This is a genomic window from Arthrobacter sp. Soil_C_60 (genome assembly GCF_057656375.1).
Window position 1 is genome coordinate 40,364 of sequence record NZ_JBDGKM010000005.1, and the last position, 24,037, is coordinate 64,400.

Annotated in this window: 21 protein-coding genes; 9 read left to right on the top strand and 12 right to left on the bottom strand. The window is 64.7% G+C overall.

Features of this window, described 5'->3' with window-relative positions; genetic code table 11:
* Positions 1-428 precede the first annotated feature (428 nt).
* On the bottom strand, positions 429-2,750 hold the full coding sequence (locus AC3A4M_RS12305) for an FdhF/YdeP family oxidoreductase (protein ID WP_498736189.1): 2,322 nt from the start codon (positions 2,748-2,750) through the stop codon (positions 429-431).
* A 646-nt stretch (positions 2,751-3,396) separates the two neighbouring features.
* Here AC3A4M_RS12305 and AC3A4M_RS12310 point away from each other — a divergent pair.
* Complete coding sequence (locus AC3A4M_RS12310; RefSeq protein WP_498736009.1) at positions 3,397-3,720, top strand: DUF6457 domain-containing protein; 324 nt, start codon at positions 3,397-3,399, stop codon at positions 3,718-3,720.
* Positions 3,721-3,779: 59 nt separating this feature from the next.
* Positions 3,780-4,532 (top strand): DUF427 domain-containing protein, encoded by a 753-nt coding sequence (locus AC3A4M_RS12315; protein ID WP_498736010.1) that lies wholly within the window; start codon positions 3,780-3,782, stop codon positions 4,530-4,532.
* 174 nt (positions 4,533-4,706) lie between these two features.
* Here AC3A4M_RS12315 and AC3A4M_RS12320 read toward each other — a convergent pair whose 3' ends face one another.
* The 5 genes from AC3A4M_RS12320 to AC3A4M_RS12340 form a co-directional block, all read right to left on the bottom strand.
* Positions 4,707-5,792, bottom strand: a complete 1,086-nt coding sequence (locus tag AC3A4M_RS12320; protein WP_498736011.1) for an inositol-3-phosphate synthase — start codon at positions 5,790-5,792, stop codon at positions 4,707-4,709.
* Positions 5,793-5,986: 194 nt separating this feature from the next.
* On the bottom strand, positions 5,987-6,664 hold the full coding sequence (locus tag AC3A4M_RS12325; protein WP_498736012.1) for a DUF6766 family protein: 678 nt from the start codon (positions 6,662-6,664) through the stop codon (positions 5,987-5,989).
* Between the two features lie 81 nt (positions 6,665-6,745).
* Positions 6,746-7,171: a hypothetical protein gene (locus AC3A4M_RS12330; protein ID WP_498736013.1), complete on the bottom strand. Its 426-nt coding sequence runs from the start codon at positions 7,169-7,171 to the stop codon at positions 6,746-6,748.
* Positions 7,172-7,214: 43 nt separating this feature from the next.
* On the bottom strand, positions 7,215-7,607 hold the full coding sequence (locus AC3A4M_RS12335) for a DUF1622 domain-containing protein (RefSeq protein ID WP_498736014.1): 393 nt from the start codon (positions 7,605-7,607) through the stop codon (positions 7,215-7,217).
* A gap of 13 nt (positions 7,608-7,620) precedes the next feature.
* Positions 7,621-8,625 carry a DNA topoisomerase IB gene (locus AC3A4M_RS12340; RefSeq protein ID WP_498736015.1) on the bottom strand — a complete coding sequence of 335 codons (1,005 nt, stop codon included), beginning with the start codon at positions 8,623-8,625 and terminating at the stop codon, positions 7,621-7,623.
* 142 nt (positions 8,626-8,767) lie between these two features.
* Here AC3A4M_RS12340 and AC3A4M_RS12345 point away from each other — a divergent pair, with 142 nt between their 5' ends.
* The 5 genes from AC3A4M_RS12345 (at position 8,768) to AC3A4M_RS12365 (ending at position 14,016) form a co-directional block, all read left to right on the top strand.
* Entirely contained in the window at positions 8,768-11,002 is a 2,235-nt protein-coding gene (locus AC3A4M_RS12345) for a catalase (RefSeq protein WP_498736016.1), read from the top strand.
* Positions 11,003-11,208: 206 nt separating this feature from the next.
* Entirely contained in the window at positions 11,209-11,856 is a 648-nt protein-coding gene (locus AC3A4M_RS12350) for a helix-turn-helix transcriptional regulator (protein WP_498736017.1), read from the top strand.
* Positions 11,843-12,406: an asparaginase domain-containing protein gene (locus AC3A4M_RS12355; RefSeq protein WP_498736018.1), complete on the top strand. Its 564-nt coding sequence runs from the start codon at positions 11,843-11,845 to the stop codon at positions 12,404-12,406. The genes AC3A4M_RS12350 and AC3A4M_RS12355 overlap by 14 nt, the downstream gene beginning before the upstream one ends.
* 5 nt (positions 12,407-12,411) lie before the next feature.
* The gene (locus AC3A4M_RS12360) at positions 12,412-13,584 is read left to right on the top strand and encodes a threonine synthase (RefSeq protein WP_498736019.1); all 1,173 of its coding nucleotides are present in this window, start codon (positions 12,412-12,414) and stop codon (positions 13,582-13,584) included.
* 33 nt (positions 13,585-13,617) lie between these two features.
* Complete coding sequence (locus AC3A4M_RS12365; RefSeq protein WP_498736020.1) at positions 13,618-14,016, top strand: RidA family protein; 399 nt, start codon at positions 13,618-13,620, stop codon at positions 14,014-14,016.
* A gap of 49 nt (positions 14,017-14,065) precedes the next feature.
* Here the strand turns inward: AC3A4M_RS12365 and AC3A4M_RS12370 are convergent, their stop codons facing one another.
* From AC3A4M_RS12370 to AC3A4M_RS12395, 6 genes are read right to left on the bottom strand one after another with little or no spacing between them, the layout of a single operon-like run.
* Complete coding sequence (locus AC3A4M_RS12370; protein WP_498736021.1) at positions 14,066-15,385, bottom strand: DUF6716 putative glycosyltransferase; 1,320 nt, start codon at positions 15,383-15,385, stop codon at positions 14,066-14,068.
* A complete protein-coding gene (locus AC3A4M_RS12375) occupies positions 15,382-16,413 on the bottom strand; it encodes a hypothetical protein (protein ID WP_498736022.1) in 1,032 nt (343 codons plus the stop codon). Before AC3A4M_RS12375 ends, AC3A4M_RS12370 begins: the two co-directional genes overlap by 4 nt.
* Complete coding sequence (locus AC3A4M_RS12380; protein WP_498736023.1) at positions 16,410-17,861, bottom strand: polysialyltransferase family glycosyltransferase; 1,452 nt, start codon at positions 17,859-17,861, stop codon at positions 16,410-16,412. The genes AC3A4M_RS12375 and AC3A4M_RS12380 overlap by 4 nt, the downstream gene beginning before the upstream one ends.
* The gene (locus tag AC3A4M_RS12385) at positions 17,858-18,829 is read right to left on the bottom strand and encodes a glycosyltransferase family 2 protein (RefSeq protein ID WP_498736024.1); all 972 of its coding nucleotides are present in this window, start codon (positions 18,827-18,829) and stop codon (positions 17,858-17,860) included. Before AC3A4M_RS12385 ends, AC3A4M_RS12380 begins: the two co-directional genes overlap by 4 nt.
* Before the next feature lie 6 nt (positions 18,830-18,835).
* Complete coding sequence (locus AC3A4M_RS12390) at positions 18,836-19,750, bottom strand: N-acetylneuraminate synthase family protein (protein ID WP_498729896.1); 915 nt, start codon at positions 19,748-19,750, stop codon at positions 18,836-18,838.
* The gene (locus AC3A4M_RS12395) at positions 19,750-20,973 is read right to left on the bottom strand and encodes a cytidylyltransferase domain-containing protein (protein ID WP_498736026.1); all 1,224 of its coding nucleotides are present in this window, start codon (positions 20,971-20,973) and stop codon (positions 19,750-19,752) included. The genes AC3A4M_RS12390 and AC3A4M_RS12395 overlap by 1 nt, the downstream gene beginning before the upstream one ends.
* Before the next feature lie 109 nt (positions 20,974-21,082).
* On the opposite strand from AC3A4M_RS12395, the gene AC3A4M_RS12400 reads away from it, so the two are divergent.
* Complete coding sequence (locus AC3A4M_RS12400) at positions 21,083-22,540, top strand: glycosyltransferase family 87 protein (protein WP_498736027.1); 1,458 nt, start codon at positions 21,083-21,085, stop codon at positions 22,538-22,540.
* Entirely contained in the window at positions 22,513-24,009 is a 1,497-nt protein-coding gene (locus tag AC3A4M_RS12405) for a phytoene desaturase family protein (protein WP_498736029.1), read from the top strand. The genes AC3A4M_RS12400 and AC3A4M_RS12405 overlap by 28 nt, the downstream gene beginning before the upstream one ends.
* The last annotated feature ends 28 nt before the right edge of the window (positions 24,010-24,037 follow it).

Genomic DNA, 24,037 nt, shown 5'->3' on the forward strand with positions numbered 1-24,037 from the left:
GCTGCCAATCGAAGGTTCACTGACACCGAGGCTTGTAAAAGGGAGGGCAGTCTGCCGCTTCTCCGGGCGGACACCCTCTAATTCGTCAACTTCGTTTTGTTGCCTCGGATTCTGGCACGGCAGATCAGTGAGCCGCCAAGGCCTTTCATTTCATCCTGCTGAAGGAACGAGCCGATACCCCTCGGTTCCTGGGAAGTCGTTGATCTGGTCAAAGGCAGGGAGTGCGATATTGCGCTCCCGCCCTTGCAAAGTCAGCAGCGGGCGCTTGCTGGTACTGCCCGCAGGTACGGCAGTACCAGCCCCTGTTTGACGTAGCCGACGTGGGCACCTGCACCGTAAATTTATGCCGGGCTTATGGTCGGGCGTGGTTACCTGACTCGTCCGTTTGAAACACTTGGGCTTTGCGGCGAGTGGCTGCCTAGGGAATCCTAGCTAAGCTGCGGCTCCTCGTGGGTTATGAATCGCACCGTCATCGCCTTGTAGCCTGGGGTGTTGGATTCGCGGGCCACGAGTTCACGATGCACGAGGACGTTTGCTTCCGGGAAGTACGCTGCGGCACAACCTCGAGCAGTTGGATAAGAGACCAAGCGGAATTTGTCCGCCCTGCGTTCGGTCCCCTTGAATGTGCTGACCACATCCACCAGGTCCCGGTCGGAGAAGCCAAGTTCATTCAGGTCTTCGGGATGGACCAGGATAACCCGGCGGCCGTTGGAGATTCCGCGGTACCTGTCATCGAGTCCGTAGAACGTTGTGTTGTATTGGTCGTGGCTTCGCATGGTTTGTAGGATCAGGTGACCGTCCGGGGCCTCCAGATACTCCAGCGGGCTGACGCTGAATCTGGCCTTCCCGATGTCGGTGGCAAAGGAACGCGTGTCGCGCGGCGGGTTCGGCAGCACGAACCCATTCTTGGTCCGGATTCGCTGGTTGAAGTTTTCAAAACCGGGAAGCACGCGGGATATGTGGTCGCGGATAACATCGTAATCCTCAGCCATGGCCCGCCAGTCCACGGTGTGATTTTCGCCGAGGGTGGCCTGAGCCATCCGCGCAATGATGACGGGTTCGGCAAGCAGATGCTCGCTAACGGGTGCCAGCCGGCCCTGTGTCGAATGGACTACTGACATCGAATCCTCGACGGACAGGAACTGTGCACCCTTCGGATGCTTATCGTCCTTGTCGGTGCGGCCCAAAGTCGGAAGAATCAGCGACGTTCGCCCGTGGACAATGTGGGAGCGGTTGGGCTTGGTCGACACATGCACGGTTAAACCCGCCCGCTTCATGCCTGCTTCCAGCGACTCGGTATCTGAACAGGCGAGAGCGAAGTTGCCGCCCATGGACACAAAGACATCCACTTTGTCGTCCATGAAGGCTTCGAGGGTTTCTGTCGCATCAACGCCGTGCTCGCGAGGGGAATTGATGCCGAACTCTTCGTCCAGGGCCGCCAACAGCCATTCCTTGGGCTTTTCCCAAATGCCCATTGTGCGATCGCCCTGCACATTGGAGTGGCCGCGGACCGGGCAGGCTCCGGCGCCGGGTTTTCCGAAGTTCCCCTGCAGGAGAAGGATATTGATGATTTCGCGCAGCGTGTTCACGGAATGCGGCTGCTGTGTCACACCCAGTGCCCAGCAAATGATGGTCGCCTTCGACTTGGAGAGCATGTCGGCAACTCGGGTTATCTCCATTCTTGAGAGCCCAGTGGCTTTTTCGGTCTCAATCCAGTCGAGCTGGCTCCGAGCTTCGCGGTAATCCCGGAATCCATCCGTCTGCGCATCGATGAAGTCGTGGTCGACTATCGTTCCGGGTGCCCGTTTTTCTTCTTCCAGCAGCAGATGGCCCAAGGCTTGGAACAGGGCTAGGTCGCCGCCTACTTTGATCTGCAGGAACTCGTCAGCGACCTGGTCCCCGCCGCGCACCAAATTACCGGGGCTCTGCGGGTCCTTGAATTTCAGGAGGCCCGCCTCGGGCAGTGGGTTTACGGCAACGACCTTGCCGCCGTTCTGGCGGCATTCCGTTAAGGCGGAGAGCATCCGCGGGTGATTGGTGCCTGGATTCTGGCCGACGACCATGATCAGTTCCGCATTATGCATGTCATCCAGCGACACCGTCCCCTTGCCAATGCCAATAGTGGGGTTGAGTGCGGATCCGGAAGATTCGTGGCACATGTTCGAGCAGTCCGGCAGGTTGTTGGTCCCGATAGAGCGCGCGAACAGTTGGTACATGAACGCGGTCTCGTTGGCTGTCCGTCCGGAAGTATAGAAAACGCAACGGTCTGGAGTGGTTGCACGAATGTGTTCACCAATGAGGTTGAATGCATCTATCCAGGAGATGGGTGAGTAGTGCGTCTCACCCTCACGGATGACTACCGGTTCCGTAATCCTGCCTTGGTTGCCCAGCCAATATTCACTCTTTCCTGCTAATTCTACGACAGAATGCGTTGCCCAAAACTCTGGAGTAACGGTCCGGAGCGTGTTTTCTTCTGCAATGGCCTTCGCGCCATTCTCACAGAATTCGGCTGGCTTGCGGGCTCCCGATATGGACTCGGGCCAAGCGCAGCCGGGACAGTCGAAGCCGCCCCGTTGGTTGACTCGCAACATAGAACGGGCAGTTCGCACGAGACCGGCCTGCGAAATGCCGCGATCCATGGACACCATGACAGCCTTGACCCCTGCTGCTGCAGTTTTTGGATCATGGACTTCAAGCTCGTTCTCGTCGATATCCTTGACGGGGGCTTTCCGCTTGATGGGATTGATCATGTTCTCCTGCTTGCCCTGGATTTCTTCCGAATGTATTGAACGTTGCCGCGAGGTGCCGCCACTAGCGCTGTGCGCCTCGGCGCACTCTTGCGGGCTGCGGAAGTCCGCCCTGAAGGACGACTGCAAGACGATCAGCAATTGTCCCCCGAGGCAGCACTTTAGAACCCAGACATAGGCCGCTCGACGGATCCAATATTCCAGTGACCGAGCCATGTGCGGTGCCCATTGTGCAACCTGCTTCGCGTATTGCAACAGCGTGACCTATAGCGTGACGCCTGTCAAGGGACAGAATCGTTAGAACTAATCGGCTCCTTAGCCCTTGATGTGGTGGTGCCTCATAGCGGCAGGATGTGCCTTAATGGCTTGCAGTCGGGTCAGCATGAAACCCCGGCAGAAAGCACCCTGTCTGGCAAGGAGTGCCACGCACAAGGGGCGATTAGACACCGCAATCGAGAATTGTGCTCCCTGTCCAACTCGCCACCCTCGCTCATTCGGCGGTCACTGGCACTGGTGACGCCACCTCTTAGCGGTCGGTTCCAATCCACAGCACAAGTAATGGCAATAACGCCCATCGAAGGACCGAGAATTGTATTGTCTAAGCAAACCCGTTCGTCCCACTCCGGGCGACGTACCGAGGAGAGCAACCATGGCCGTGGAAGATGAAGAGATGCGGATCGTAGCCGAATGGAGTCAGCGGCTGACGCAGGAATTGAAGATTGGAAATCTGAATGTGGACCTGGAAGTGCTCCTGGACCTAGCAAGAAAGTCTGCGGAGTCAGTGATTCATGCGACCGCACCTGTCACCACATTCCTGGTGGGCTACGCGGCTGGGTACGAGGCGGGCGCGACAAGCACCGGTGTCAAGGCGCCGCCCGAAGGAGCTATTTCAAAGTCGGCTCAAATCGCATTCAAACTTTGCGAGGACGCCGCTGATCGCGGTCCTGCTCCGGCCGGGCAAGAGACAAGCTGAGCTCAATGCCGATCCGGGGTTTTCGAGACCGGTTGGGCGCGTAAGCAGTGAGATGAAGCATGGAGATTCCAGAGCCGTTTGTAGAACCCACCCAGCGCCTGATCCGGGTCCGGCTGGGCAATGAACTGGTCGCCAAAAGCACTCGCGCGCAGTTGCTGGTGCAGTACGGTCCAGGCAGCTTGCCTACCTACTACTTGCCGCGGGAAGACGTAGTCCCGGGCGCGTTGACAGACGAAGTGCCGGGCGCCGGGGCTGGCGCCGGCGCAGGCAGCCGGTGGACCGTTCAGGCCGGGAGGAAGCGGGCCGAGGGGGCCGCATGGTCCTACGAGGAACCAACCGGGGACTTCGCCGCGCTCACAGGCCACGTGACTTTTTCCTGGCGACAGTTGGACTGGTACGAGGAGGACGAACAGGTGTTCGTGCACGCCCGCGATCCGTACACGCGCGTTGATACCTTGCACAGTTCGCGGCGTGTACAGGTGTTCATCGGCGGCGAAGAGATCGCGAACAGCATCCGGCCGCTCCTGCTCTTCGAGACGCATCTGCCGATCCGCTATTACCTGCCGTTCGAGGATGTGCGCACCGAGCTCTTGGAGCCGAGTACCAAGACCACGACCTGCCCCTACAAGGGCCGAGCCCGCTACTGGTCGGTCCGTGCGGGCGGCCAGCTTGAGCAGGACATCGTGTGGAGTTACGCCGAACCGATCCGCGAGAATCCGAAGATCCGCGGGCTGCTCAGTTTCTACAACGAGCGCGTGGATCTGGTCGTCGACGGCGAACGGCTCGAGCGTCCCGTTACGACGTTTTCCTGACCCTCGCGGTAGGCAGGCAGGAGGCAGTAAGCAGGTAGGCGCAGACAAGCGGGTAATCCGGCAAGTGAGGGCAGGAAACGGCGAAGGTCCGGACCGCCGTAGCGGGTCCGGACCTTCGACATGCCTTAAGGCTGGAGGTGAGGGACTGGAAGTGCCCTCAGACGCCAGCGGCTTTTAGCGTTCGATGTCGCCGCGGATGAAGGCTTCGACCTTGTCGCGGGCGACGTCGTCGTTGTACTGCTCGGGCGGGGACTTCATGAAGTAGCTCGACGCAGACAGGATCGGGCCGCCGACTCCGCGGTCCAGGGCGATCTTCGCCGCGCGCACGGCGTCGATGATCACGCCGGCGGAGTTCGGGGAGTCCCAGACCTCGAGCTTGTATTCCAGCGAGACCGGGGCGTCGCCGAAGTTTCGGCCTTCCAGCCGGACGAAGGCCCACTTGCGGTCATCGAGCCAGGCCACGTAGTCGGACGGGCCGATGTGCACGTCGTCGGCGTGCAGCTTCGCTTCGACGTTGGAGGTCACGGCCTGGGTCTTGGAGATCTTCTTCGACTCCAGCCGGTCCCGCTCAAGCATGTTCTTGAAGTCCATGTTGCCGCCGACGTTCAGCTGGTACGTCCGGTCCAGGGTCACGCCGCGGTCCTCGAACAGCTTCGCCATCACCCGGTGCGTGATCGTGGCGCCGATCTGGCTCTTGATGTCATCGCCGACAATCGGGACACCGGCGGCGGTGAACTTATCCGCCCACTCCTTGGTGCCCGCAATGAACACCGGCAGCGCGTTGACGAAGGCCACGCCGGCGTCGATCGCGCACTGGGCGTAGAACTTCGCCGCGGCCTCGGAACCGACCGGCAGGTAGCAGACCATGACGTCGACCTGCGCGGCGCGCAGCTCGGCCACGATGTCGACGGGCTCGTCCGGCGCCTCGACGATGGTTTCGCGGTAGTACTTGCCCAGGCCGTCCAGAGTGTGGCCGCGCTGCACGGTCACGCCGGTGGCCGGGACATCGGCGATCTTGATCGTGTTGTTCTCGCTGGCGCCGATGGCGTCCGCGAGGTCCAGCCCGACCTTCTTGCTGTCCACATCAAACGCGGCAACGAACTCGACGTCGTTCACGTGGTACTTGCCGAACTGCACATGCATCAGGCCGGGAATGGTCGAATCCGGATCCGCGTCCCGGTAGTACTGGACGCCCTGCACCAGCGAGGCAGCACAGTTACCAACGCCAACGATCGCGACCCTGATGGGGTTCTCTGCCACGGTTCTCCTTCAAAAAATACAAATTTGTTAGCCGCCACGCCGAGGGTGGGCAACTTGCCTATTCTACTTTGTTAGTCAACCATCGGCCGCGACGTAACATTCCTGTGACGGGCGGCGGTTTCAGGCTGGTGGGTGATCGACCCGATGCGGGATCAGCTGGGGCGGGATCAGCCGCCCGGTGGGTCGACGCGGTGTCAGTTGCTCGCTCCGGTTTTATCGTGCGGCATGCCCACGGCCTTGGACTCCGGTGAGGCGCGCTGGCGCAGGTAGACGGCGAGGATCACCATGGACCACACCGCCAGGAATTCGGACTGCCAGTTCTGCAGGGTGCGGTTCCAAAACTCTGGCGAGCCCAAATACTCCGTCCACGTGCCCGGGTCCTGGAGGTTGGCCAGCTGGCTCTCCGCGAAAGCGCTGAAGCCGGCAACGGACTGGACCAGCCAGGAGGCAACGAAGATCGCGCCCATCACCAACCCCAGCGAGTTGGAGAACACCGCCGTCCGCCAGCCTCCCGCTTTGGCCCACTTGGGCGAGTCGGGCTTGGCGAACTGGCCCACCAGCTGCTCTTTGTCCGACTCCCGTCCGCGCTTTTCAATCTCCTTGGATTCCGGTGAGCCCTTCTGCACCAGCCAGACCGCCAGCACAATAAGCAGCGTGAACTGCAGGTACTCGGACTGCCAGTTCTCCGCGACATCAACCACAAAACTGGAGGATGTGACGTACTGCAGGAGGCCGATCTCGTCCAGCTTCGAGGCCACCTGCTGCTCGTTGTAGTAGGCCAGCCCGGAGAATGCCTGCCCGACCAGCGAAACCAGGAACAGCAGGCCGAAGCCGATGCTCAGCCCGTTGGTGATGAAGGGGTTGTGTTTCATCGGGCCATCACGCCGATCACGAACATGTAGAGCAGGCCCGCGGCGATCACGCCGAGGCAGAGCCAGAATGCCCAACGCATGTCAGTTCCCCTCCACTTCGCAGTCGTACGGCCGTTCGCCTTGCCGCGTGCAGCCGGCCGCGGTGACTTTCCAGGTGTCGCCGGAGCGGGTCAGGAAAACAGTGTCCTGGTCCATCAGCACCTGCGCATTGGTGCCGTAGGCCTTGCTCTCGGTCACCTCGGACGCACCCGGGATGACCAGCTGCAGCAGTTCATCCGCGCAGGCGCCCGGCGCGCCGTCTTCGAGTTCCTCCACGGCCGACGGGGCGAGGAGGTTGCAGGCCGTTTCGCCATCACCGGCGGCAACGGCCGCATGGAACTCCTGCGCCGTCGTCGTTGCCTCTTCGGTGCCCGGGTTCAGGCTCGTGCAGCCGGTCAGGGCCAAAACTCCAAGAACGACGGCGGCACCCACCACGGGTGCGCGTGTGCAGGATCTGCGGCGGACCATCTCCTAAGCCTCCTTACGGTTTCTGTGCTCACCGTACCAAGACTTAGGACTGACGAGGCAAAGCGGTCCGCCCCTCCGGACGGTTAATGTCTTCGGAGGACCGTTTCTGCCACGGCCAACGCCCCGTAATTTCCAGTTCCAGCGAGAAACTGAGGAAGGTCCGGATCAGGACAATGATGGCGAGCACTCCGACGGATTGAAAGGTAGGGCTGACGGCTACGGTGCGGATGATGTCTGCAGCTACCAGCAGTTCGAGACCCAGCAGAATAGAGCGTCCCAGTCGGCGCCGGTAGGTTTCATAAACTGTGTGCCGCTCGCCACGGAACCAGTCCGCCGCTGCCAGCCCCGTGGAAACCGCGGCTCCCAGAACGATGGCGACCACACCCGCGGCGTCCACCGCCTTTCCCACGGTCTCCATGATCTGCTGGAATTCCATGCTCGCTCCTTCGTCAGGTCACCAGGTCGCGCACGGACCGTTCGGCGGCGCGGTAGGTGTTGGCGTCGATCGTTTCTCCGTTCATGAACCGGTCGATGACCCGCGGGTCTACGTAGGACTTTCGGGCGATGGTGGCAGTGTTGCCCAAGTGCTCGGCGACCTCGCGCATGGCGGCGGCGACGGCTTTCTTCCGGGCGGTGGGGCTGCTGTGCTCCGGAGGATGGGCCGCCAGTGCAATGGCGGCAGCCACGGTGCCCTGCCAGGTCCGGAAGTCCTTGGCGGTGAAGTCCTCCCCGCATTGTTCGCGGATGAAGTCGTTCAGGCCCGCGCTGCTGATGGGCGTGAATTCGCCGTCGTCGTCGAAGTAGCCCAGGACCTGCTCGTCCGGTCCGCGGTTTTTGAGCAGGGGCTTCAGGGCCGCGGCGAGGTCCGGATCCTCGATGCTGCCGGTCCACTGCTGGCCGCTCTTGGCGGGAAAGTCCAGTTCGACGGTGGAGCCACGGACCCGCAAGTGCCGGATCTGGATAGTCGTCACGCCGAAGGAGCCGTTGGTCTGCGCATACTCCTCGTTGCCGATGCGCAGGCCCGCATCCTCGATCAGGCGGAAAGCGGCAGCGTAGGCACGCTGTTCCGAGGGTCCTTCCGAGCGCAGGATACGGGTGATGGCGGGGCGCGCCTTGGGCAGGGCGTCCCCGAAGTCCAGTGCGCGGTCGAACTTCTCGCGGTCCTTCAGCTCGCGCCAGCGGGGATGGTAGATGTATTGGCGCCGGCCGGCGTCGTCAATCCCTGTTGCCTGGATGTGGCCGTTGGGGGCCGGGCTGATCCAGACGTCGCGCCAGGCGGGCGGGATGGCCAGCTGGTTGATCCGCTGCACCGTTTCCGGATCCGTGATCTTGCTGCCGTCCGCCGCCCGGTAGCTGTACCCCTTGCCGTAACGGCGGCGGCTGATTCCCGGACCGTTGCAGTTGATGCGCCGCAGCCGGGGCCTGCGGGCAGGTTTCTCCTGCTGAAGCGTCACTGCGGCTCCTTTCTGGTCGGCACTGAGGCGGCCTGAAGCCGCTTCTCCACCATATTATTCAGCTTGCTTACTATTTTGAGTAGGGTGGGTGAAAGAGCCCTGGAACGGCAGGGCTGCAACTTCAACGAATTGGAGTACCAGCATGGCTGAGAAGAGCACGCCCGAAAGCACTACGCCCGCCAACAACGTGCCCATCCCCGGAGCCCCCGCGGTGGAGCCGCCGGCAGTGGAGGAACGCACCGAGCCGCAGAGCCCGTTGCCGCCGAAGCCGGACCAGGACGCGCCGGAAATGGTGTCCCCGACCGGAACGCCCACGGGAGCGCAGAAGAGCGCCAACAGCCAGAGCGGCGCCTACCTCACCACGGCCCAGGGCGTCCGGCTGTACGAGACGGACCATTCGCTGAAGGCCGGACCGCGCGGTCCCAGCCTGCTGCAGGACCACCACCTGCGCGAAAAGATCATGCACTTCGACCATGAGCGGATCCCGGAGCGGGTGGTGCACGCCCGTGGTGCTGGAGCGCACGGCGTCTTCGTGGCCAACGGCGCGGCCGCCGGGGTGACCAAGGCCGGCTTCCTGGCCGCCGGCGTCGAGACCCCGGTCTTCACCCGCTTCTCCACCGTTGTCGGCTCCCGTGGTTCAGCGGACGCGGTGCGCGATACGCGTGGGTTCGCCACCAAGTTCTACACGGACGAGGGCACCTTCGACCTGGTAGGCAACAACATCCCGGTCTTCTTCATCCAGGACGGCATCAAGTTTCCGGACATCGTCCACGCCGCCAAGCCCCACCCGGACCGCGAAATCCCGCAGGCGCAAAGCGCGCACGACACGTTCTGGGACTTCGTCTCCCTGCACACCGAGGCCCAGGCGCACGTCATGTGGCAAATGTCGGACCGCGGCATCCCGCGTTCGTTCCGGACCATGGAGGGCTTCGGAATCCACACCTTCCGGCTGCAGAACGCGGCCGGCGAGACCACGTTGGTGAAGTTCCACTGGAAGCCGAAGCAGGGCGTCCACTCGCTGGTGTGGGAAGAAGCGCAGATGATCAACGGCGCCGACCCGGACTTCCACCGGCGCGACCTCGCCGATGCCATCGAGGCCGGTGCCTTCCCGGAGTGGGAACTGGGCATCCAGACCTTCCCGGACACCCCGGACGAGATGTTCCAGGGCATTGATCTGCTGGATCCGACCAAGATTGTGCCCGAGGAGCTGGCCCCGGTGCAGACCATCGGCACGCTGACCCTGAACGCCAACCCCACCAACTTCTTCGCCGAAACCGAGCAGGTCGCCTTCCACCCGGGCCACCTGGTCCCCGGCATCGACGTCACCAACGACCCGCTGCTGCAGGCGAGGCTGTTCTCCTACCTGGACACCCAGCTGAGCCGGCTCGGCGGGCCGAACTTCGCGCAGATTCCGATCAACCGCCCGCATGCTCCGGTCAACGACATGTTCCGCGACGGCATGCACCAGACCGCCGTGCATGGCGGCGTGGCCCCCTACCGGCCGAATTCGCTCGACGGCGGCTGCCCCTTCCTGGCCGGCGAGGACATGAGCGCCTACATCGAGGTACCGCAGGAACTGCCGGCGTCGATGAAACTGCGGGAATCTCCGGCGTCGTTCGAGGACCACTTCAGCCAGGCCCGGCTGTTCTTCAAGTCACTGACGCCAGTGGAGCAGGAGCATGTTGTCCAGGCTTACACTTTTGAGCTCGGCAAGTGCTACGAGGAGAACATCCGGATCCGCCAGCTGCAGGCACTGGCAAATATCGACGGCGAACTCTCCGCCAAGGTGGCCGAGGGCCTGGGCTTGCCGGCGCCCGCGTCTACCAGCACGCCGGAAGACGACGTGCAGCCGAGCCCCGCGCTGTCCCAGCTGGGCAAGTCCTGGCCGCTGGCCGGCCGGGTGGTGGGCATCATCGCCGACGACAAAAGCGACCAAAACGCCTTGGCAACGGCCAGCGAAGCGATCCACGCCGGCGGTATGGTCCCGTTGATCATCGCGCCCAAGGGCGGCAAGCTGTCCGGGGGACTGACTGTGCAGCGGACCTACCTGACGGCACGGTCGGTGGAGTTCGACGCCATTCTCGTTGCTGGCTCGGCGGCACCCGGCGCGGATGCGGCTGCCGGACGGGATGCGAAGGCTGGCGCTCCGACCGGCCATCCGGCGGTGGATCCACGGGTCAGCATGATGCTGGCCGAGGCCTACCGCCATGCCAAGGCGATCGGCGGCTGGGACCACGTTGCCCACGCGCTTGCCGCAGCCGGCATTCCCGAGGAAGCACCCGGCGTCGTGATTGGGGATGGTCCAGCGGTGCTGGAAGGCATTGCCGAGCTCCTCGCGAAGCATCGGGTCTGGGAGCGCTTCACGGCCTCCGCTTAGTCAGAAGCACGTTGGGCTGATCGCCTTGGTTCCTTTTGGATCAGGGCGGTCAGCCACTTTTGTGCGCGCGTAAAGGCAGTAATGTACGTGTTGACATGCTGTCGGTTTAAAGTTGACAATTTGTTAGCACGGCACACCAGCTCACGCCTCGACCGAAATGGATGCTGCCGTCCCGTTGGGTTATCAATCGGATAGGAGGCGGTGACTTGGAGAAGGAAGCCGAAGCTGACGCGATTCTGTTGGCCGTGGCGGCAAGCATCGATGGAATAGCGACCACCTTGGGCCCGCACGCTGAAGTCCTGGTGCACGACTACCGGAACCCGGGATACTCCGTCATCGCAGTGGCCGGTGAGGTCACAGGCCGCCGCGTCGGCGATCCCATGAGTGAGATCGGCAAGAGGATGCGCGCTGCCGGGGACGATGCGGCGGCGGACATCAATTACCAGAACCGGACCCCGGACGGGAGGCTGCTGCGCAGCTCGACAATACCCCTGCGGGACAGCGCCGGACATGTGATCGGTTGCCTGTGCATCAACATTGACACGACGCCCGTGCGGGCGCTTCGGGACCAAATCGACTCGATGCTGGGCGAAGACCCGGGAGACAACGTCCCGACAACGGAGTTTCCGTCTAACTTTGATGCCGCATTAGACGAGATCCTCTTGTTCGAGGCCCGCACGCGGGGTAAGGAAGTGCAGCAGTTGACGAAGCTGGAACGCAGCGAGGTCCTGCGCCGGATCGATGAACGAGGACTGCTCCAGGCGCGCGGTGCTGTTCGCAGCATCGCTTCCCGGCTTGGAGTTTCGCGTGCCGTCATCTACCAGGATCTGAAGGCCGACGATGAACTCGTATAGACCTCTGCACATCATTGCGACCGGCGGGACGATCGATAAGGTTTACAATCTGGCGGGGGAGCTTGAGATCGGGAAGCCCGCCGCGGACTGGCTACTGGCACAGGCCCGTGTAGACATCGTGCAGGGAGTCTTCGCCGTCGTCGGCAAGGATTCCCTGGCCATGACAGATGATGACCGGTTCCGGGTCGCGGAGGCCGTGGGCGGCCTGCCTGGTAGCGGCGTCGTTATCACCCACGGCACTGACACCATGGCCGAGACAGCCGACTACCTGGCCCAGGGGGACGTGCTCCCTTCGGGGACGACCGTCGTTTTGACGGGTGCGATGCAGCCAGCGGTGATGAGAGATAGCGATGCCCTCTTCAACCTGGGCTCGGCCCTGACGGCGGCACAAATCCTGGCCCCGGGCGTCTTCATTGCCATGAACGGCCGGATCTTCCCATCCGGGCAGGTCGGCAAAGACCGGGAAACGGGTATCTTCAGGCATCATCAGGACGGTATTCGCTCTGATGATGCCAGCGCCACCACACAGCGCCGGGCTTTCCGAAAGTGAACCGCATGTCACCCACCGCACCATCCTCATCGTCCTTGGCAGAGCCGCACAACGCGCACCTTGTTGACCGCTCGGGCCGGTTTTACGGGCTCACCGATTCTCGATGGCGGGGCGACGACGGTTCTCCGTTAACGGTTACGCCGCTGCCGGGCCTCTCCCCGGATCAGATCGACACGTCGGAGCGTTCGCTCTGGCGCTACCGCCAGGCTCTCCCGGTGAACGCGGAGCATCGGGTGAGTCTGGGCGAGGGCTGGACGCCGATGGTCGAGCTCGCCTGGTCAGGCCAGCCGGTGCACTTCAAGCTGGAGTGGTTTAATCCGACCTCAAGCTTCAAGGACCGCGGAGTCAGTGTCATGATCTCCCATCTGCGCGGGATCGGCGCTACGCAGGTTCTGGAGGACAGCTCCGGCAATGGAGGAGCGGCCGTGGCCGCCTATGCAGCCGCCGCGGAAATCCCGGCGAAAATCATTGTTCCCGCGTCGACGTCGGAGGCGAAGATCCTTCAGGCCCGTGCCTTCGGTGCCGAGATCGAGAAGGTGAGCGGGACGCGGGACGAGGTAGCCGCCGAGGCGGTACGTCAGTCCGAGGAGATCCCCTATGCCAGCCACAACTGGCATCCGATGTTTCTACAAGGCATTAAGACCGTCGCCTACGAGATGTGGGAGATGCTCGGCTTCCGCGCCCCGGACAATGTCGTGCTCGTAGCCGGGGCCGGCAGCAACATCCTCGGGTGCGAGCTCGCATTCGGGGAACTCCTCACCGCCGGACACATCGACCGTCTGCCGCGGCTGCTCGTGGGGCAGCCCGAGCACTGGGCAACCATCGCCGACACCGTCAACGGCCTGGATCCAAGACCCGAGAACGGACGTCTGCAGACGATTGCCGAGGGCGCATCCATCGCCCACCCGGTCCGTCTGCCCGAAACCGTTCAGGCAATTCGCCGTTCCGGTGGCGCCGCCTATGCCGTGAGCGAGCAGGAAATCGCCGCCGCCGTTCGCCGGCTGGCCGCCCGAGGGCTCTACGCGGAACCGACGAGCGCGGTTGCCGTCGCAGCACTGGACCACTTCCTGGCCGATGGAACCATCCGTACCGGTGAGACCACGGTAGTGGTGCTCACTGGTTCCGGGCTGAAGTCGGCGGAGAAGATGGCTGCGATATTAGCGGAATCCTCCGGCTGAATGCCCCGAACAATCAAGAAGAGCGGAACACCCATGGGAAGCCCCGACACGATGAACCTGCGCAACGCCCCGACCCTGATTAGTCCCCGCGGCCACTACAGCCACACGGCCACGCATCGCGGCGTTGTCTACGTCTCCGGCCAGCTCCCGATTACTGCCGAGGGCGAGATGCTCTCCGGAAAGCCATTCCCCGTACAGGCGCAGCAGGCGCTGGACAACCTGGACCAGTGCCTCCAGGCAGCGGGCACCACCCGCGAGCACCTCCTGTCCGTAACGGTCTACGTAACGGACATGGAGGACTGGCCGCATTTCGACACCGTGTATGCGCAGTGGATCGGCGAACACCGACCGGCCCGAGCGGTCGCCGGAGCAAACAACCTCCACTACAGTGCGGCCGTTGAAATTCAGGCGGTAGCTACAACAGGGGATTGACGTAGAACATCAAGTACCCCTCCAGCCACCCCGAGTCCGCAGCCGCGGGTCAGGCGGGTTGTTGGCCCGAGGTCCGGGCCGAGTTTCCCGCAGTCTGTTCCGCCTGGACGTTGCGCAGTTTGCGGATCAGCTTGAGCGCCGGCATCGGGAGCGCGGTGCGGATCCGCAGCCGCCAGCGGCGTTTTTTGGCGGCGGCGAGCCGGTCCGCGTCTATGGTCAGTTTCCCCGCGCGAGCCCGGCCCGCGTAGGTCGCCAGTAGATCCGCCAGCGGAACGGTCTGGCGGTGGAAGTAATTGTCCCGCAGCCAGTTGGCCTCCGGATGGAAGAAGTGCCCGCCTTTCAGATCGGCCAGTGTACCCAGCAGTCCCGAACCCACGAACACCCGGTTCAGCATGTCTTCATTGACGCCGAAATCGGACAGGATCAACACCGGCAGGCCGGCGTCGATCGCTTCCAGGGCGGCGGTGGAACTGACCGTGACCATGGCAGTGCCGGGAACCAGTTGCTCGGCCATGGACCCGGTGCAGAATTCCAGTTCGTGGCCTGCCACGGCACGGGAGGCGACCAGCTCGCCCCACAATGTATCGAACGGGTACTGCTCCAGATGCGTCTGCGGTTCGCCGGCCCAAGCTCGCAGCTTCACCCGGACGCGGTAGCCGCTGCGGCGCGACAGTGCCGCCAGCGCCTGCAGGATGGCGACGCGCTCGTCCTTCAGCACGGGGACTTTTGCCTGCGGGGCAAAGACCACCTGGGTCAGCGGTACCTCCACCGGTTCCGGCCGCGCGGGCGATTTCAGGAAGGGGAGCCGGGAGACCAGGACGCGCTGTTCGAGGCCCAGCTGATCGGCCAGGTCACTGAACGCGCGGCACTCGGCATGGCTGTGCGTGATGAACGCGTCGCCCAGCGAGCGGAACGCCAGCGCCTTCTCGGTGGCGGGGAAGGCCACGCCGGGCAGACCCGACACCAGGGCCGGGCGCGGGGTGAGCCGGCTGGCGTGCAGGTAGACCTCCTCGGCCACGGGGCCGGTGGCAGCAGCAAGTACGACGTCGGCATCCGCCAAGGCGGTGCGCAAGCCTGAGGCGGGAATCACCGGCGTCGTAATTCCGGCGCAGAAGGTGCCGGCCACGGCCGCGGTGGTCTGCTCCCGCGTTGGGGCGATGGGCGAGCGGACCAGCAGGACCTCCCGGTCCCATTCCGGGCCGAGGGCATCGAGCGTGGCGCAGGCGAATTTCAGGTAGGAATCGCTGTCCGCCACGGCGACGATTTTGTGTCGGACCCGAGGTGGCTGCCCGGGCACGGCGCCGGCCGCGGCGTAGGACATGCCGCCCGGCTGGACGCCGTTGGTGCCGGCTGGCTGGATGCCGCTCATGCCGCACCCAGACCGTCGTCGAGGGAGCTGCTCAGGTGCCGGCGCAGTTCCTGCGTGGTGCCCGGCATCCACCAGTCGCCCGGCACTGGTTGGCCCTTGAGCGGAACAGCGTTAGGAGCCAAAATGAGCCGCAGCGACGCGAGCACCGTGGATGGCAGGGCGCGCACGGTCTGGTTGGAGCGCAGTCCACGCAGGCGCATTTCCACCGGGATGGTGTGCTCGTTCACGGTGATCAGCGGGTGGTGCGCGAGGGCGTCCAGCACCTCGGGAGTTTCCCGGCGGTGCGGGAAGTAACCCACGGGGCCGTCTTCGGTCAGGGACCGGACCCAGTCCACGTAGGGCTCGGCCCGGATCAGCCCGTCTGCCGGCATTGCCGAACCGACCACCACCGTGGGTTCGTAGATGGTCTCGGTGACCGGCTGGGTGCCGAGCCACTCAAACTTGTGCCGCTCCAAGTGGCCGCCCAAAGCCCGGAACTTTGCTTCCAGCGCTGTGGGAACCGGCAGCGCGGTAAAGACGAGGAGCCTGCCCTGTCCGGTGAGCCGGCGCAGCGCCCACCAGCTCGCCAGGCCAAGCGCCTTCCGCGAGGCACGGGCGGCGGCGCGCGGCCGGATCAACGGACTCGGCCGGTCCCGGACCAAGGTACCCAGCAGTTTCAAGGTGGCCAGTCCATCGTCGAGAATGACAACCTCTTTGCCGCCGGCGCCGCGCAGCAGTTCGGCCTGGACCTTGCCCGAGTAGGCGTCGCCGATCACCCAGCGGTCCAGCCCCGGCTCCCGCAGCGGCGGGATGGTCGAGGTCGGCGCGGCGAAGTGTACTCCGCCGGGAACCTGTTCCATCAGGGAAGCCAGGGTGGCGTTCATGCCGATGGCGTCGCCGCGCGGATGGATGGTCGTTTCGCGGCCCAGCAGCCCGGCGCCGTGGGCTTCGACGGCGCTGAGCAGCTGCAGCGGGGACTCCGCCCAGACCGCTGCCCGGCCAAAGCGCGGCCGGGCCACTTGTTGCGAGGGAAGCATTGCCTGCGTCATTTGCCCAGTACGGTCAGGACGCGCTTGGCGGCCCGCCGTCCCACGCGGCGGACCCGGCCCAGCGGCAGCAGGACCTGGCGCCCCGGCAGGGCACCGGGCAGGGCCAGCTTGGTGAGCCGGCGGCGCTTGAAGTAGCGCATGTCGGACGTGTGCTGGGCCTGGTGCAGGAAGGCCACGGCGCTGTCGCGGGCCACCTCCAGGGTCTCGGCCTGCATGCAGTAGGACACGGCTTCCACCAGTTGCTGCAGCGGCGCGGCGGGAACCGTGGCCGTCGTATTAGTCTCGGCCTCAACGGCGCTGGGCGAGGTGCTCTGGCCCGTTGCGTGCTCGTTCGGCGCCTCTTCGGCCGGGGCGGTATAGCCCCGCTCGAGGAGCGCGTCGATGATCGTCACGGGGATGCGGTTGCTGTTCTGGTACGGGGTGAGCCGCTCCAGCAGGATGTCGGTTCCCACAGCCGCGGCGTCGATCTTGAACAGGTATTTGGCCGTCATCAGGGCGGTGGAGAAGCAGCTGACCACGAGCTCGGGCCGCAGCCGTTGCATGACCACTTCCGCCGGGCTGGTGGAGGTCATGACCTTCAGGTCCAGGCCCAGCTCGACGGCGGCGGCCTGGATGGAGGTCACCGCGCCGGGGCCTGCGCTCGGGTGGGGTTTGAAAATGCAGTGCCGGATGCCGCGGTCGGTTGCCTTCTGCAGCATGTCCCGGTGCAGCTCGATTTCCTCTTCGGTGGAGAGGATGCCGAGCTCGGAGAGGTACTGGCCCAGGATCAGCGCCGTGCCGCCGGCAGCGGGTTCGCCGTCGTGCGTGCTGGCTTCCGGGGTTCCTGCCAGTGCGGCCGGCCCTTCGGTTTCCTCGGGCAGGGCGGCGGCGAGTTCTTCCATGCCGCGGCGCAGGGCGGCGGCGTCGATCGGAACCAGTTGCGGGTTGTGCTCGCGCAGCAACTGGGGGACCAGGCCGGGCACCAGATCCACGTACAGCAGCGAGTCCAGTCGTTGGGCCAGGTCCCGCGGCAGCCGGTTCCGGGTGGGACCGTAGCTCATCAGGCCGTCGGAGTGGACGGAGATCGTGGCGCTGGCAAAAATACGGCAAAGCGCGACGGCGGGATTGACCTGGATGGACTCCACATAGAGGTGCAGCGGGCCGTCGCCGAGCCCCCACTTCCCGCGGAGCAGGCGCTCCCAGATATCGAGTTCCTCGCCGCGCGGGTTGAACTGGCCGGGCCGGCGGGGCCAGAGCAGCTCGCTCAGATCCACCGTCCGGTCGAAGCGGGAGGCCGCTTCGGTAAAGCCGGCGGATTCGTGGAACGGCACGGAAACTTCCGGTATCAGGGCACTGTTGGTCAGGACGAGGATACGTTCGGCGCCGCGCTCCGGGATGCGGCCGCTATCGATGGCCGCTGCCAGCGAGATGCACTGGTACAGCGTTGAGACAACAAAAAGCTCTTTCATGCGGCGCTCCGAAGTGCAGGTTTGATCAGCTGGCGGCGCTTGTGGTCGAGCAGCGCCAGGCTCTCCTCGGACACATGTTCCGGCAGGGTGTCCAGCGTAGCCCGGATGCCGGTGTTCAGCTCGCCCAGATAGTGCTTGTCCATCTGTTCGGCGCGTTTGAGCTGGTGGCAGGCGATGGCCAGGAACTGGCGGGCCGCCTTGGGCCAGAAGCGCTCCGGCTCCGGGTCTTCGGCGACCAGGCGGAAGACCTCCTGGAAGCACGGCAGGAAGTCCAGTTGGCGGCGGTCGAAGACCTGGGTCAGCGAACTGGACACGCCGCGGCGGTAGAAGGCGCCCAGCTGGGTGCTCACGGCATAGGACTCGGCCTTCAGATGCAGCCGCCAGACCCAGGGCCGGTCTTCGGCGGTTTGCCGGCCGTCGAGGAAGTGGAGCATGCCCGCGTCCTTGAGTCCGCCGTCGAAAATCCCGAAGGGCGGGAAGGGGTAGTCCACCATCGTGGAGAGGTTGTACGGGGCAATGTCGTCGCGCGGGTTCAGCCGGACCCCGCGGCGGGCCTGCGGGGCCTTGTGGATGGTGCGGATCCCGTTGGTGTGGCGGATGTGGTCCACGCGGAGGAAGTCCACGCCCAGCTGTTGGATCTCCGTGGTGATCCTGGGCAGGTGGCCCGGTGCGTACCAGTCATCCGGATCCAGGAAGGTGATGTAGCGGCCGGTTGCCTCGTCCAGACCGTGGTTCCGGGCGGTGGCCACGCCGTGGGCGGTCTCGTTCCGGAGGATCTTCAGGCCGGGGAGCTGGCTGGTGAAGGCTGCTGCCAGCTCCCCGGTCCCGTCGGTGGAACCATCATCGATGACGATGATCTCCATTACCGAGGGGTCATCGAACTGGCGCATCAGGCTGGTCATCGAATCGCGGATGAAAGGGGCCTGATCTTTCGCAGGAACGATGACACTCAGTAATGGCTTGTTCATAGGTACTTATGCATCCACTCGGCGCAGGCGGGACAGCGGGGCCAGCTCGCCCGGGAAGACCTGCTTGACGCCGTCGCCCATGGCATCTTCGAGGATGCGGATGTCGCGGACCAGGGCTTCGAGACCCTTCGGCTCCAGCGAGGACGCCTGGTCCGAGCCCCACATGGTGCGGTCCAGGGTGATGTGGCGCTCCACGGTGACCGCGCCGAGAGCGACAGCGGCCAGGGAGATCTGCAGGCCGCGCTCGTGGCCCGAGTAGCCCACCGGCACCTGGTAGCGCTCCTGCAACGTGGTGATCATGCGCAGGTTGGCCTCCTCAGGGGGCAGCGGGTAGGTGGAAGTGGCGTGCATCAGGATCAGGTTATCGGTCCCCAGGGTTTCCACGGCCTTGTCGATCTGCTCGATGGTGGACATGCCGGTGGAGAGGATGATCGGCTTGCCGGTTTCGCGCAGGGCGGTGAGCAGTTCGATGTCGGTGACCGAAGCGGAGGCAACCTTGTGGGTCAGCGCGCCGGCCTCTTCCATGAAGGCCACGGAGGGAACATCCCACGGCGAAGCGAAGCAGTGCAGGCCCTTGTCGGCGGCGTGCTGGATCAGCTTCTGGTAGATCGGCATGTCGAACTCGACGCGGTAGCGGTAGTCCAAGTAGGTCATTTCGCCCCACGGGGTGGAACGCATCTTGTCGCGCATGTCGGCCGGGGTGGAGATTTCCGGGGTGCGCTTCTGGAACTTCACGGCGTTGGCGCCCGCGGCGGCAGCGACGTCGATCAGCTGCTTGGCGATCTCGATGTCGCCGTTGTGGTTGATGCCGATTTCGCCGATTACGTAGACGGGCTGGCCTGCGCCGACCTGAACGTCACCGATAGCGACGGGTGCCGGAGCGCCGGTGGGAAGGTAGTTCTGGGTTGCTTCGGTAGTCATCAGGAGGCTCTTTCTGTCATTTCTGCAATTGCGTTCCGGCTGCCGGTCGCGGCGGCCGTGTGGGCGGCGAGGACGAGTTCGCAGATTTCGCGGACCGCCCCTTCACCCCCGTTGTGCGACAGCACGATGCGCGCTGCCGCCTTGACCTCAGACCGGGCATCCGCCACGGCCACGGGCCAACCGACCTTGCCCATGGCGGGCAGGTCGTTGACGTCGTTGCCGACAAAGGCAACGCGTTCCGGATCAAGTCCGCGCACAGCCATCCATTCGGACACTGCTTCGGCCTTGTCTTTGACGTCCTGGACGACGTCGACGCCGAGCTTGTTGGCCCGGGCGGTCACCACCTGGTTTGTCTCGGTGGAGAGGATCAGTTGGGGCACTCCGGCCCTGCGCAGGCGGGCAATGCCCATGCCGTCGCCGCGGCTGACGCGGACGAACTCTTCGCCTTCGGAGTTGACGAAGGCGTGGTCGTCGGTGTGGACGCCGTCGAAATCCATCACCAGGGCGTCGACGTCGACGGCGGTGGTTTCGGCGGGCGCAGCCATTGCCTGGACCAGCGCCAGATCTTCGAGCGAGTCGATCTCGATGGCGTGATCTTCGGGCACAACCTGCAGGTCCAGCCGGCCGAAGAAGCGGTGCCGGCGTTCGGTGAGGCCCTCGGTGAGCATGGCGTAGAACGCGCCGGTCTCGCGGTACTGCGGTTCGCGGTCCTGGCGGCGGGGCCGGAAGTCCGCGCTGTGGCCCACGGCGGTGACGGCGCCGTCGTCGTTCTTGGTCCAGAGGAAGTTATGGTTCTCGGCGACCGAAAACGCCACGTCCGCCTCGCCGTCGAGAACCTTGCGGACCGCTTCGTTGAGGTCCGCGGGATCGATGAAGGGGGAGGTGCACTGCAGCAGCACGGTGACGACCGGCCGGGTGCCGAACTCCTGGTCGAGAGCGTCCAGGGCGTGCAGGACGGCGGATTCGCTGGTGGCCGTGTCGCCGGAGAGCTCGGCCGGGCGTTCAACAACGCGGGCGCCGAAACGCTCTGCCTCGAACCGGATGTCGGCGGAATCCGTGCTGACGACGACGTCGGTGACCAGGGGTGTGTTGCGGGCGGCTTCCACGGCGCGGGCCACGAGGGAACGGCCGGAAACTGGCTTCAGGTTCTTGAACGGAATCCCTTTTGAGCCGCCGCGGGCAGGGATCACAACCAGAACTTCTTGGGGATCGGTGGTGCTCATTGAAGCCACCGTAGGGAGCCCGGGTGGCCGGACGGGGTGCCTAAGGTTAAGGGAAGGTTATGGATAGCCGACGTTTTGTTAACCAGGACCGGCCAGTACTGTTGGTGCCATGTCCCGGTTCCGCCCATCGCGCCGCAGATTGCCGCTGCGCATTGTGGTGCCCAGCCGCAACGATCCGCTGCTGCGCCGGTTCACCGAACTGATCGGCGGACCGCTGGGACACCGGACCGCTCCCGGGATTGTGGAGCCGGGCTTCTTTACCGTGGAACGCGTGCTGATTGTGCTCACCACGCTGGCGGCGTTGCTCTCCGTGCTGGTCAAGACGCCCTGCCGCGTGGCCGGCTGGGTGCTGCCGGACTACTTCTACATGGGCTGCTACTCGGACTGGCCCGTCCTGTTCGAAACCCGTGGCCTCGCGGAGGGCATGTTCCCGTTCCTCACGCCGGGCGGTGTTTTCGAGTACCCGGTGCTGATGGGACTGCTGGCCGGATTCACGGCGCTGTTGGTTCCCGGCTCCGGGGTGTCGGCGGAACGCTCGCTGGCCTACTTCGACGTGAATGCGACGCTGGTGGCCGTGGTCTGGATCATCACCGTGATTGCGACGGCGAGAATGAGCCACCGCCGGCCCTGGGATGCCGCGATGGTGGCGCTGGCGCCCGGGATCGTGGTGGCCGGGACCATTAACTGGGATCTCTGGGCGGCCATGCTGGCGGCGCTGGCCATGCTGTCCTTCGCGCGCGGACGGCTGGTGCTGGCCGGGGTGTTCATCGGGCTGGGCACCGCCATGAAGATCTATCCGCTGCTGATCCTGGGCGCCGTGCTGCTGCTGGCCATCCGGACCGGAAAGTACCGCCCGCTGGTGGTCACTACTGCTGCCGGGGCGGGAACCTGGCTGGCCGTTAACCTGCCCTTCATCGTGGCCGACTTTGCCGGCTGGGCCTTCTTCCTGGGGTTCAGCCGCGACCGAGAGGCCGGCTATTCCTCGATCTGGTACGCCTACAACACCACGGTGCAGGGGCAAGGGCTGCCGCAGCTGGGGCCGGAGTTCATCAACAGGGCGTCGCTGGTGCTGTTCCTGCTGGCCTGTATCGGGATTGCGCTGCTGGTGCTGTCCGCCCCGCGGCGGCCGCGACTGGCGTCCATCGTGTTCCTGATCGTGGCGGCCCTGGTGCTGACCAACAAGGTGTACTCACCGCAGTTCGTGGTGTGGCTGATTCCGCTGGCGGCGCTCGCCTATCCTCGCTGGCGGGACTTTCTCATCTGGCAGTTCGTCGAACTGCTGCACTGGTGGGCCGTCTGGATGTATCTGGGGCAATTCACCAGCGGCGGCGCGCCCGAGCACAATATCGACGGCGCCTATTACGTGCTGGCCGTGCTCGCGCATATAGCAGCGACGGCATACATCGCCTACAAGGTTGTCCGCTCCATCCTGCACCCCGAGCACGATCCGGTCCGCCGGCTGGAGACCGACGATCCGCAGGGCGGCCCCTTCGACCGTTCCGGCGATGTGCTGGTGCTGGACAGCTACGCTGTTCACAGATGGCGTTCACGGATCGGCAGCCGGTAGTCCGGCAGGAAGGCGGAACGTACATGTCACTTCCCGATGCGGCCGTGGTGGGATCCGGGCCGAACGGCCTGGCAGCGGCGGTCATCTTCGCCCGGGCCGGGCTGAAGGTCACCGTCTACGAGGGCGGTGAAACACCCGGCGGCGGTGCCCGCACGACGGAGCTGATGGAGCCCGGGCACTGGCATGATGTTTGCTCCGCGGTCCACCCAATGGCGGTGGCGGCTCCGTTCTTCCGGGACTTCGGGCTGGCCGAGCGGATCGAGCTCATTACCCCGGACATCTCCTATTCGCACGTTATCGACGGCGCGAAAGCCGCCTTTGCCTACCGGGACCTGGACCGCACCGCTGCTTCGCTGGGTGCGGACGGGGCGGCCTTCCGGTCGCTGATGGAGCCCCTGGTCACGCATTCCCGCGACGTGCTGGACCTGACCATGAACCAGCTGCTGCGATTGCCGCGCCATCCGGTTTCGGCGCTGCGGTACGGACTGCGTTCGCTGGAGCAGGGGAGCCCAGCCTGGAATATGCGCTTTAAGGAATATTTTGCTCCGGCATTGTTATCCGGTGTGATGGCCCATACGCCGGGCGGCCTGCAGCGGCCGGTGGCTGCCGGAGCTGGACTGATGCTCGGGTCGCTGGCGCACGCGGTGGGGTACCCGCTGCCGGTGGGCGGTTCGCAGGCCATCATCGACGAACTGGTCCGCGACCTGAAGAACCACGGCGGCAAGCTGGTCACCGGGCACAAGGTGAATTCCCTGGCCGAACTGACCGATGCCCGGACCGTGCTGCTGGACACCTCGCCGCAGGAGCTGGTCCGGCTCGCCGGCGGACGGCTGCCGCGCGGCTATGCCAAGTCCTTGATCTCCTACCGGTACGGCCCCGGCGCCGGCAAGGTGGACTTCATTCTGTCCGAACCCGTTCCGTGGGCCAACGCCGAGCTGGCCAGGGCCGGAACCGTCCATCTGGGCGGAACCCGGGAGCAGGTCGCGGCATCGGAGAGGGGCATTGCCCGCGGGCGGCACTCTGAGAAGCCCTTTGTCCTGGTCTCCCAGCCAAGCGTCTTCGATGCCACGCGGGCGCCGGCGGGACGGCATATCCTGTGGACTTACTGCCACGTGCCGCAGGGTTCGACCCGCGATATGACGGACGTGATCACCGCGCAGCTGGAGGCGGCCGCGCCGGGCTTTTCCGACGCCGTTGTTGCCTCGCACAGTATGTCCGCCGCGGAATATGAGCAGTACAACCCGAACTATGTCGGCGGGGACTTCGGCACCGGCGCGGTGGACGTCGCGCAGCTGCTGGCCCGGCCCGTGCTGAGCACCAAACCGTGGCAGACGCCGCTGGACGGGGTGTATCTGTGCTCGGCCGCAACGCCGCCAGGTCCCGGTGTGCACGGAATGGCCGGCTACCACGCCGCCCGGCTGGCGTTGAAGGAAGACTTCGGGCTGCCGATGCCCACACTGGGGCCGTAGCTTCCTGCTGTAGAGACCGGGATCCGGA

Excerpts from the sequence above, each read along its gene's own strand:
- AC3A4M_RS12305 (WP_498736189.1), bottom strand. The coding sequence starts at position 2,750 with ATGATCAATCCCATCAAGCGGAAAGCCCCCGTCAAGGATATCGACGAG.
- AC3A4M_RS12345 (WP_498736016.1), top strand. The coding sequence starts at position 8,768 with ATGGCTGAGAAGAGCACGCCCGAAAGCACTACGCCCGCCAACAACGTG.
- AC3A4M_RS12395 (WP_498736026.1), bottom strand. The coding sequence starts at position 20,973 with ATGAGCACCACCGATCCCCAAGAAGTTCTGGTTGTGATCCCTGCCCGC.
- AC3A4M_RS12325 (WP_498736012.1), bottom strand. The coding sequence starts at position 6,664 with ATGAAACACAACCCCTTCATCACCAACGGGCTGAGCATCGGCTTCGGC.
- AC3A4M_RS12370 (WP_498736021.1), bottom strand. The coding sequence starts at position 15,385 with ATGAGCGGCATCCAGCCAGCCGGCACCAACGGCGTCCAGCCGGGCGGC.
- AC3A4M_RS12335 (WP_498736014.1), bottom strand. The coding sequence starts at position 7,607 with ATGGAATTCCAGCAGATCATGGAGACCGTGGGAAAGGCGGTGGACGCC.
- AC3A4M_RS12365 (WP_498736020.1), top strand. The coding sequence starts at position 13,618 with ATGGGAAGCCCCGACACGATGAACCTGCGCAACGCCCCGACCCTGATT.
- AC3A4M_RS12330 (WP_498736013.1), bottom strand. The coding sequence starts at position 7,171 with ATGGTCCGCCGCAGATCCTGCACACGCGCACCCGTGGTGGGTGCCGCC.
- AC3A4M_RS12400 (WP_498736027.1), top strand. The coding sequence starts at position 21,083 with ATGTCCCGGTTCCGCCCATCGCGCCGCAGATTGCCGCTGCGCATTGTG.
- AC3A4M_RS12310 (WP_498736009.1), top strand. The coding sequence starts at position 3,397 with ATGGCCGTGGAAGATGAAGAGATGCGGATCGTAGCCGAATGGAGTCAG.
- AC3A4M_RS12360 (WP_498736019.1), top strand. The coding sequence starts at position 12,412 with ATGTCACCCACCGCACCATCCTCATCGTCCTTGGCAGAGCCGCACAAC.
- AC3A4M_RS12375 (WP_498736022.1), bottom strand. The coding sequence starts at position 16,413 with ATGACGCAGGCAATGCTTCCCTCGCAACAAGTGGCCCGGCCGCGCTTT.
- AC3A4M_RS12380 (WP_498736023.1), bottom strand. The coding sequence starts at position 17,861 with ATGAAAGAGCTTTTTGTTGTCTCAACGCTGTACCAGTGCATCTCGCTG.
- AC3A4M_RS12355 (WP_498736018.1), top strand. The coding sequence starts at position 11,843 with ATGAACTCGTATAGACCTCTGCACATCATTGCGACCGGCGGGACGATC.
- AC3A4M_RS12385 (WP_498736024.1), bottom strand. The coding sequence starts at position 18,829 with ATGAACAAGCCATTACTGAGTGTCATCGTTCCTGCGAAAGATCAGGCC.
- AC3A4M_RS12405 (WP_498736029.1), top strand. The coding sequence starts at position 22,513 with ATGGCGTTCACGGATCGGCAGCCGGTAGTCCGGCAGGAAGGCGGAACG.
- AC3A4M_RS12390 (WP_498729896.1), bottom strand. The coding sequence starts at position 19,750 with ATGACTACCGAAGCAACCCAGAACTACCTTCCCACCGGCGCTCCGGCA.
- AC3A4M_RS12315 (WP_498736010.1), top strand. The coding sequence starts at position 3,780 with ATGGAGATTCCAGAGCCGTTTGTAGAACCCACCCAGCGCCTGATCCGG.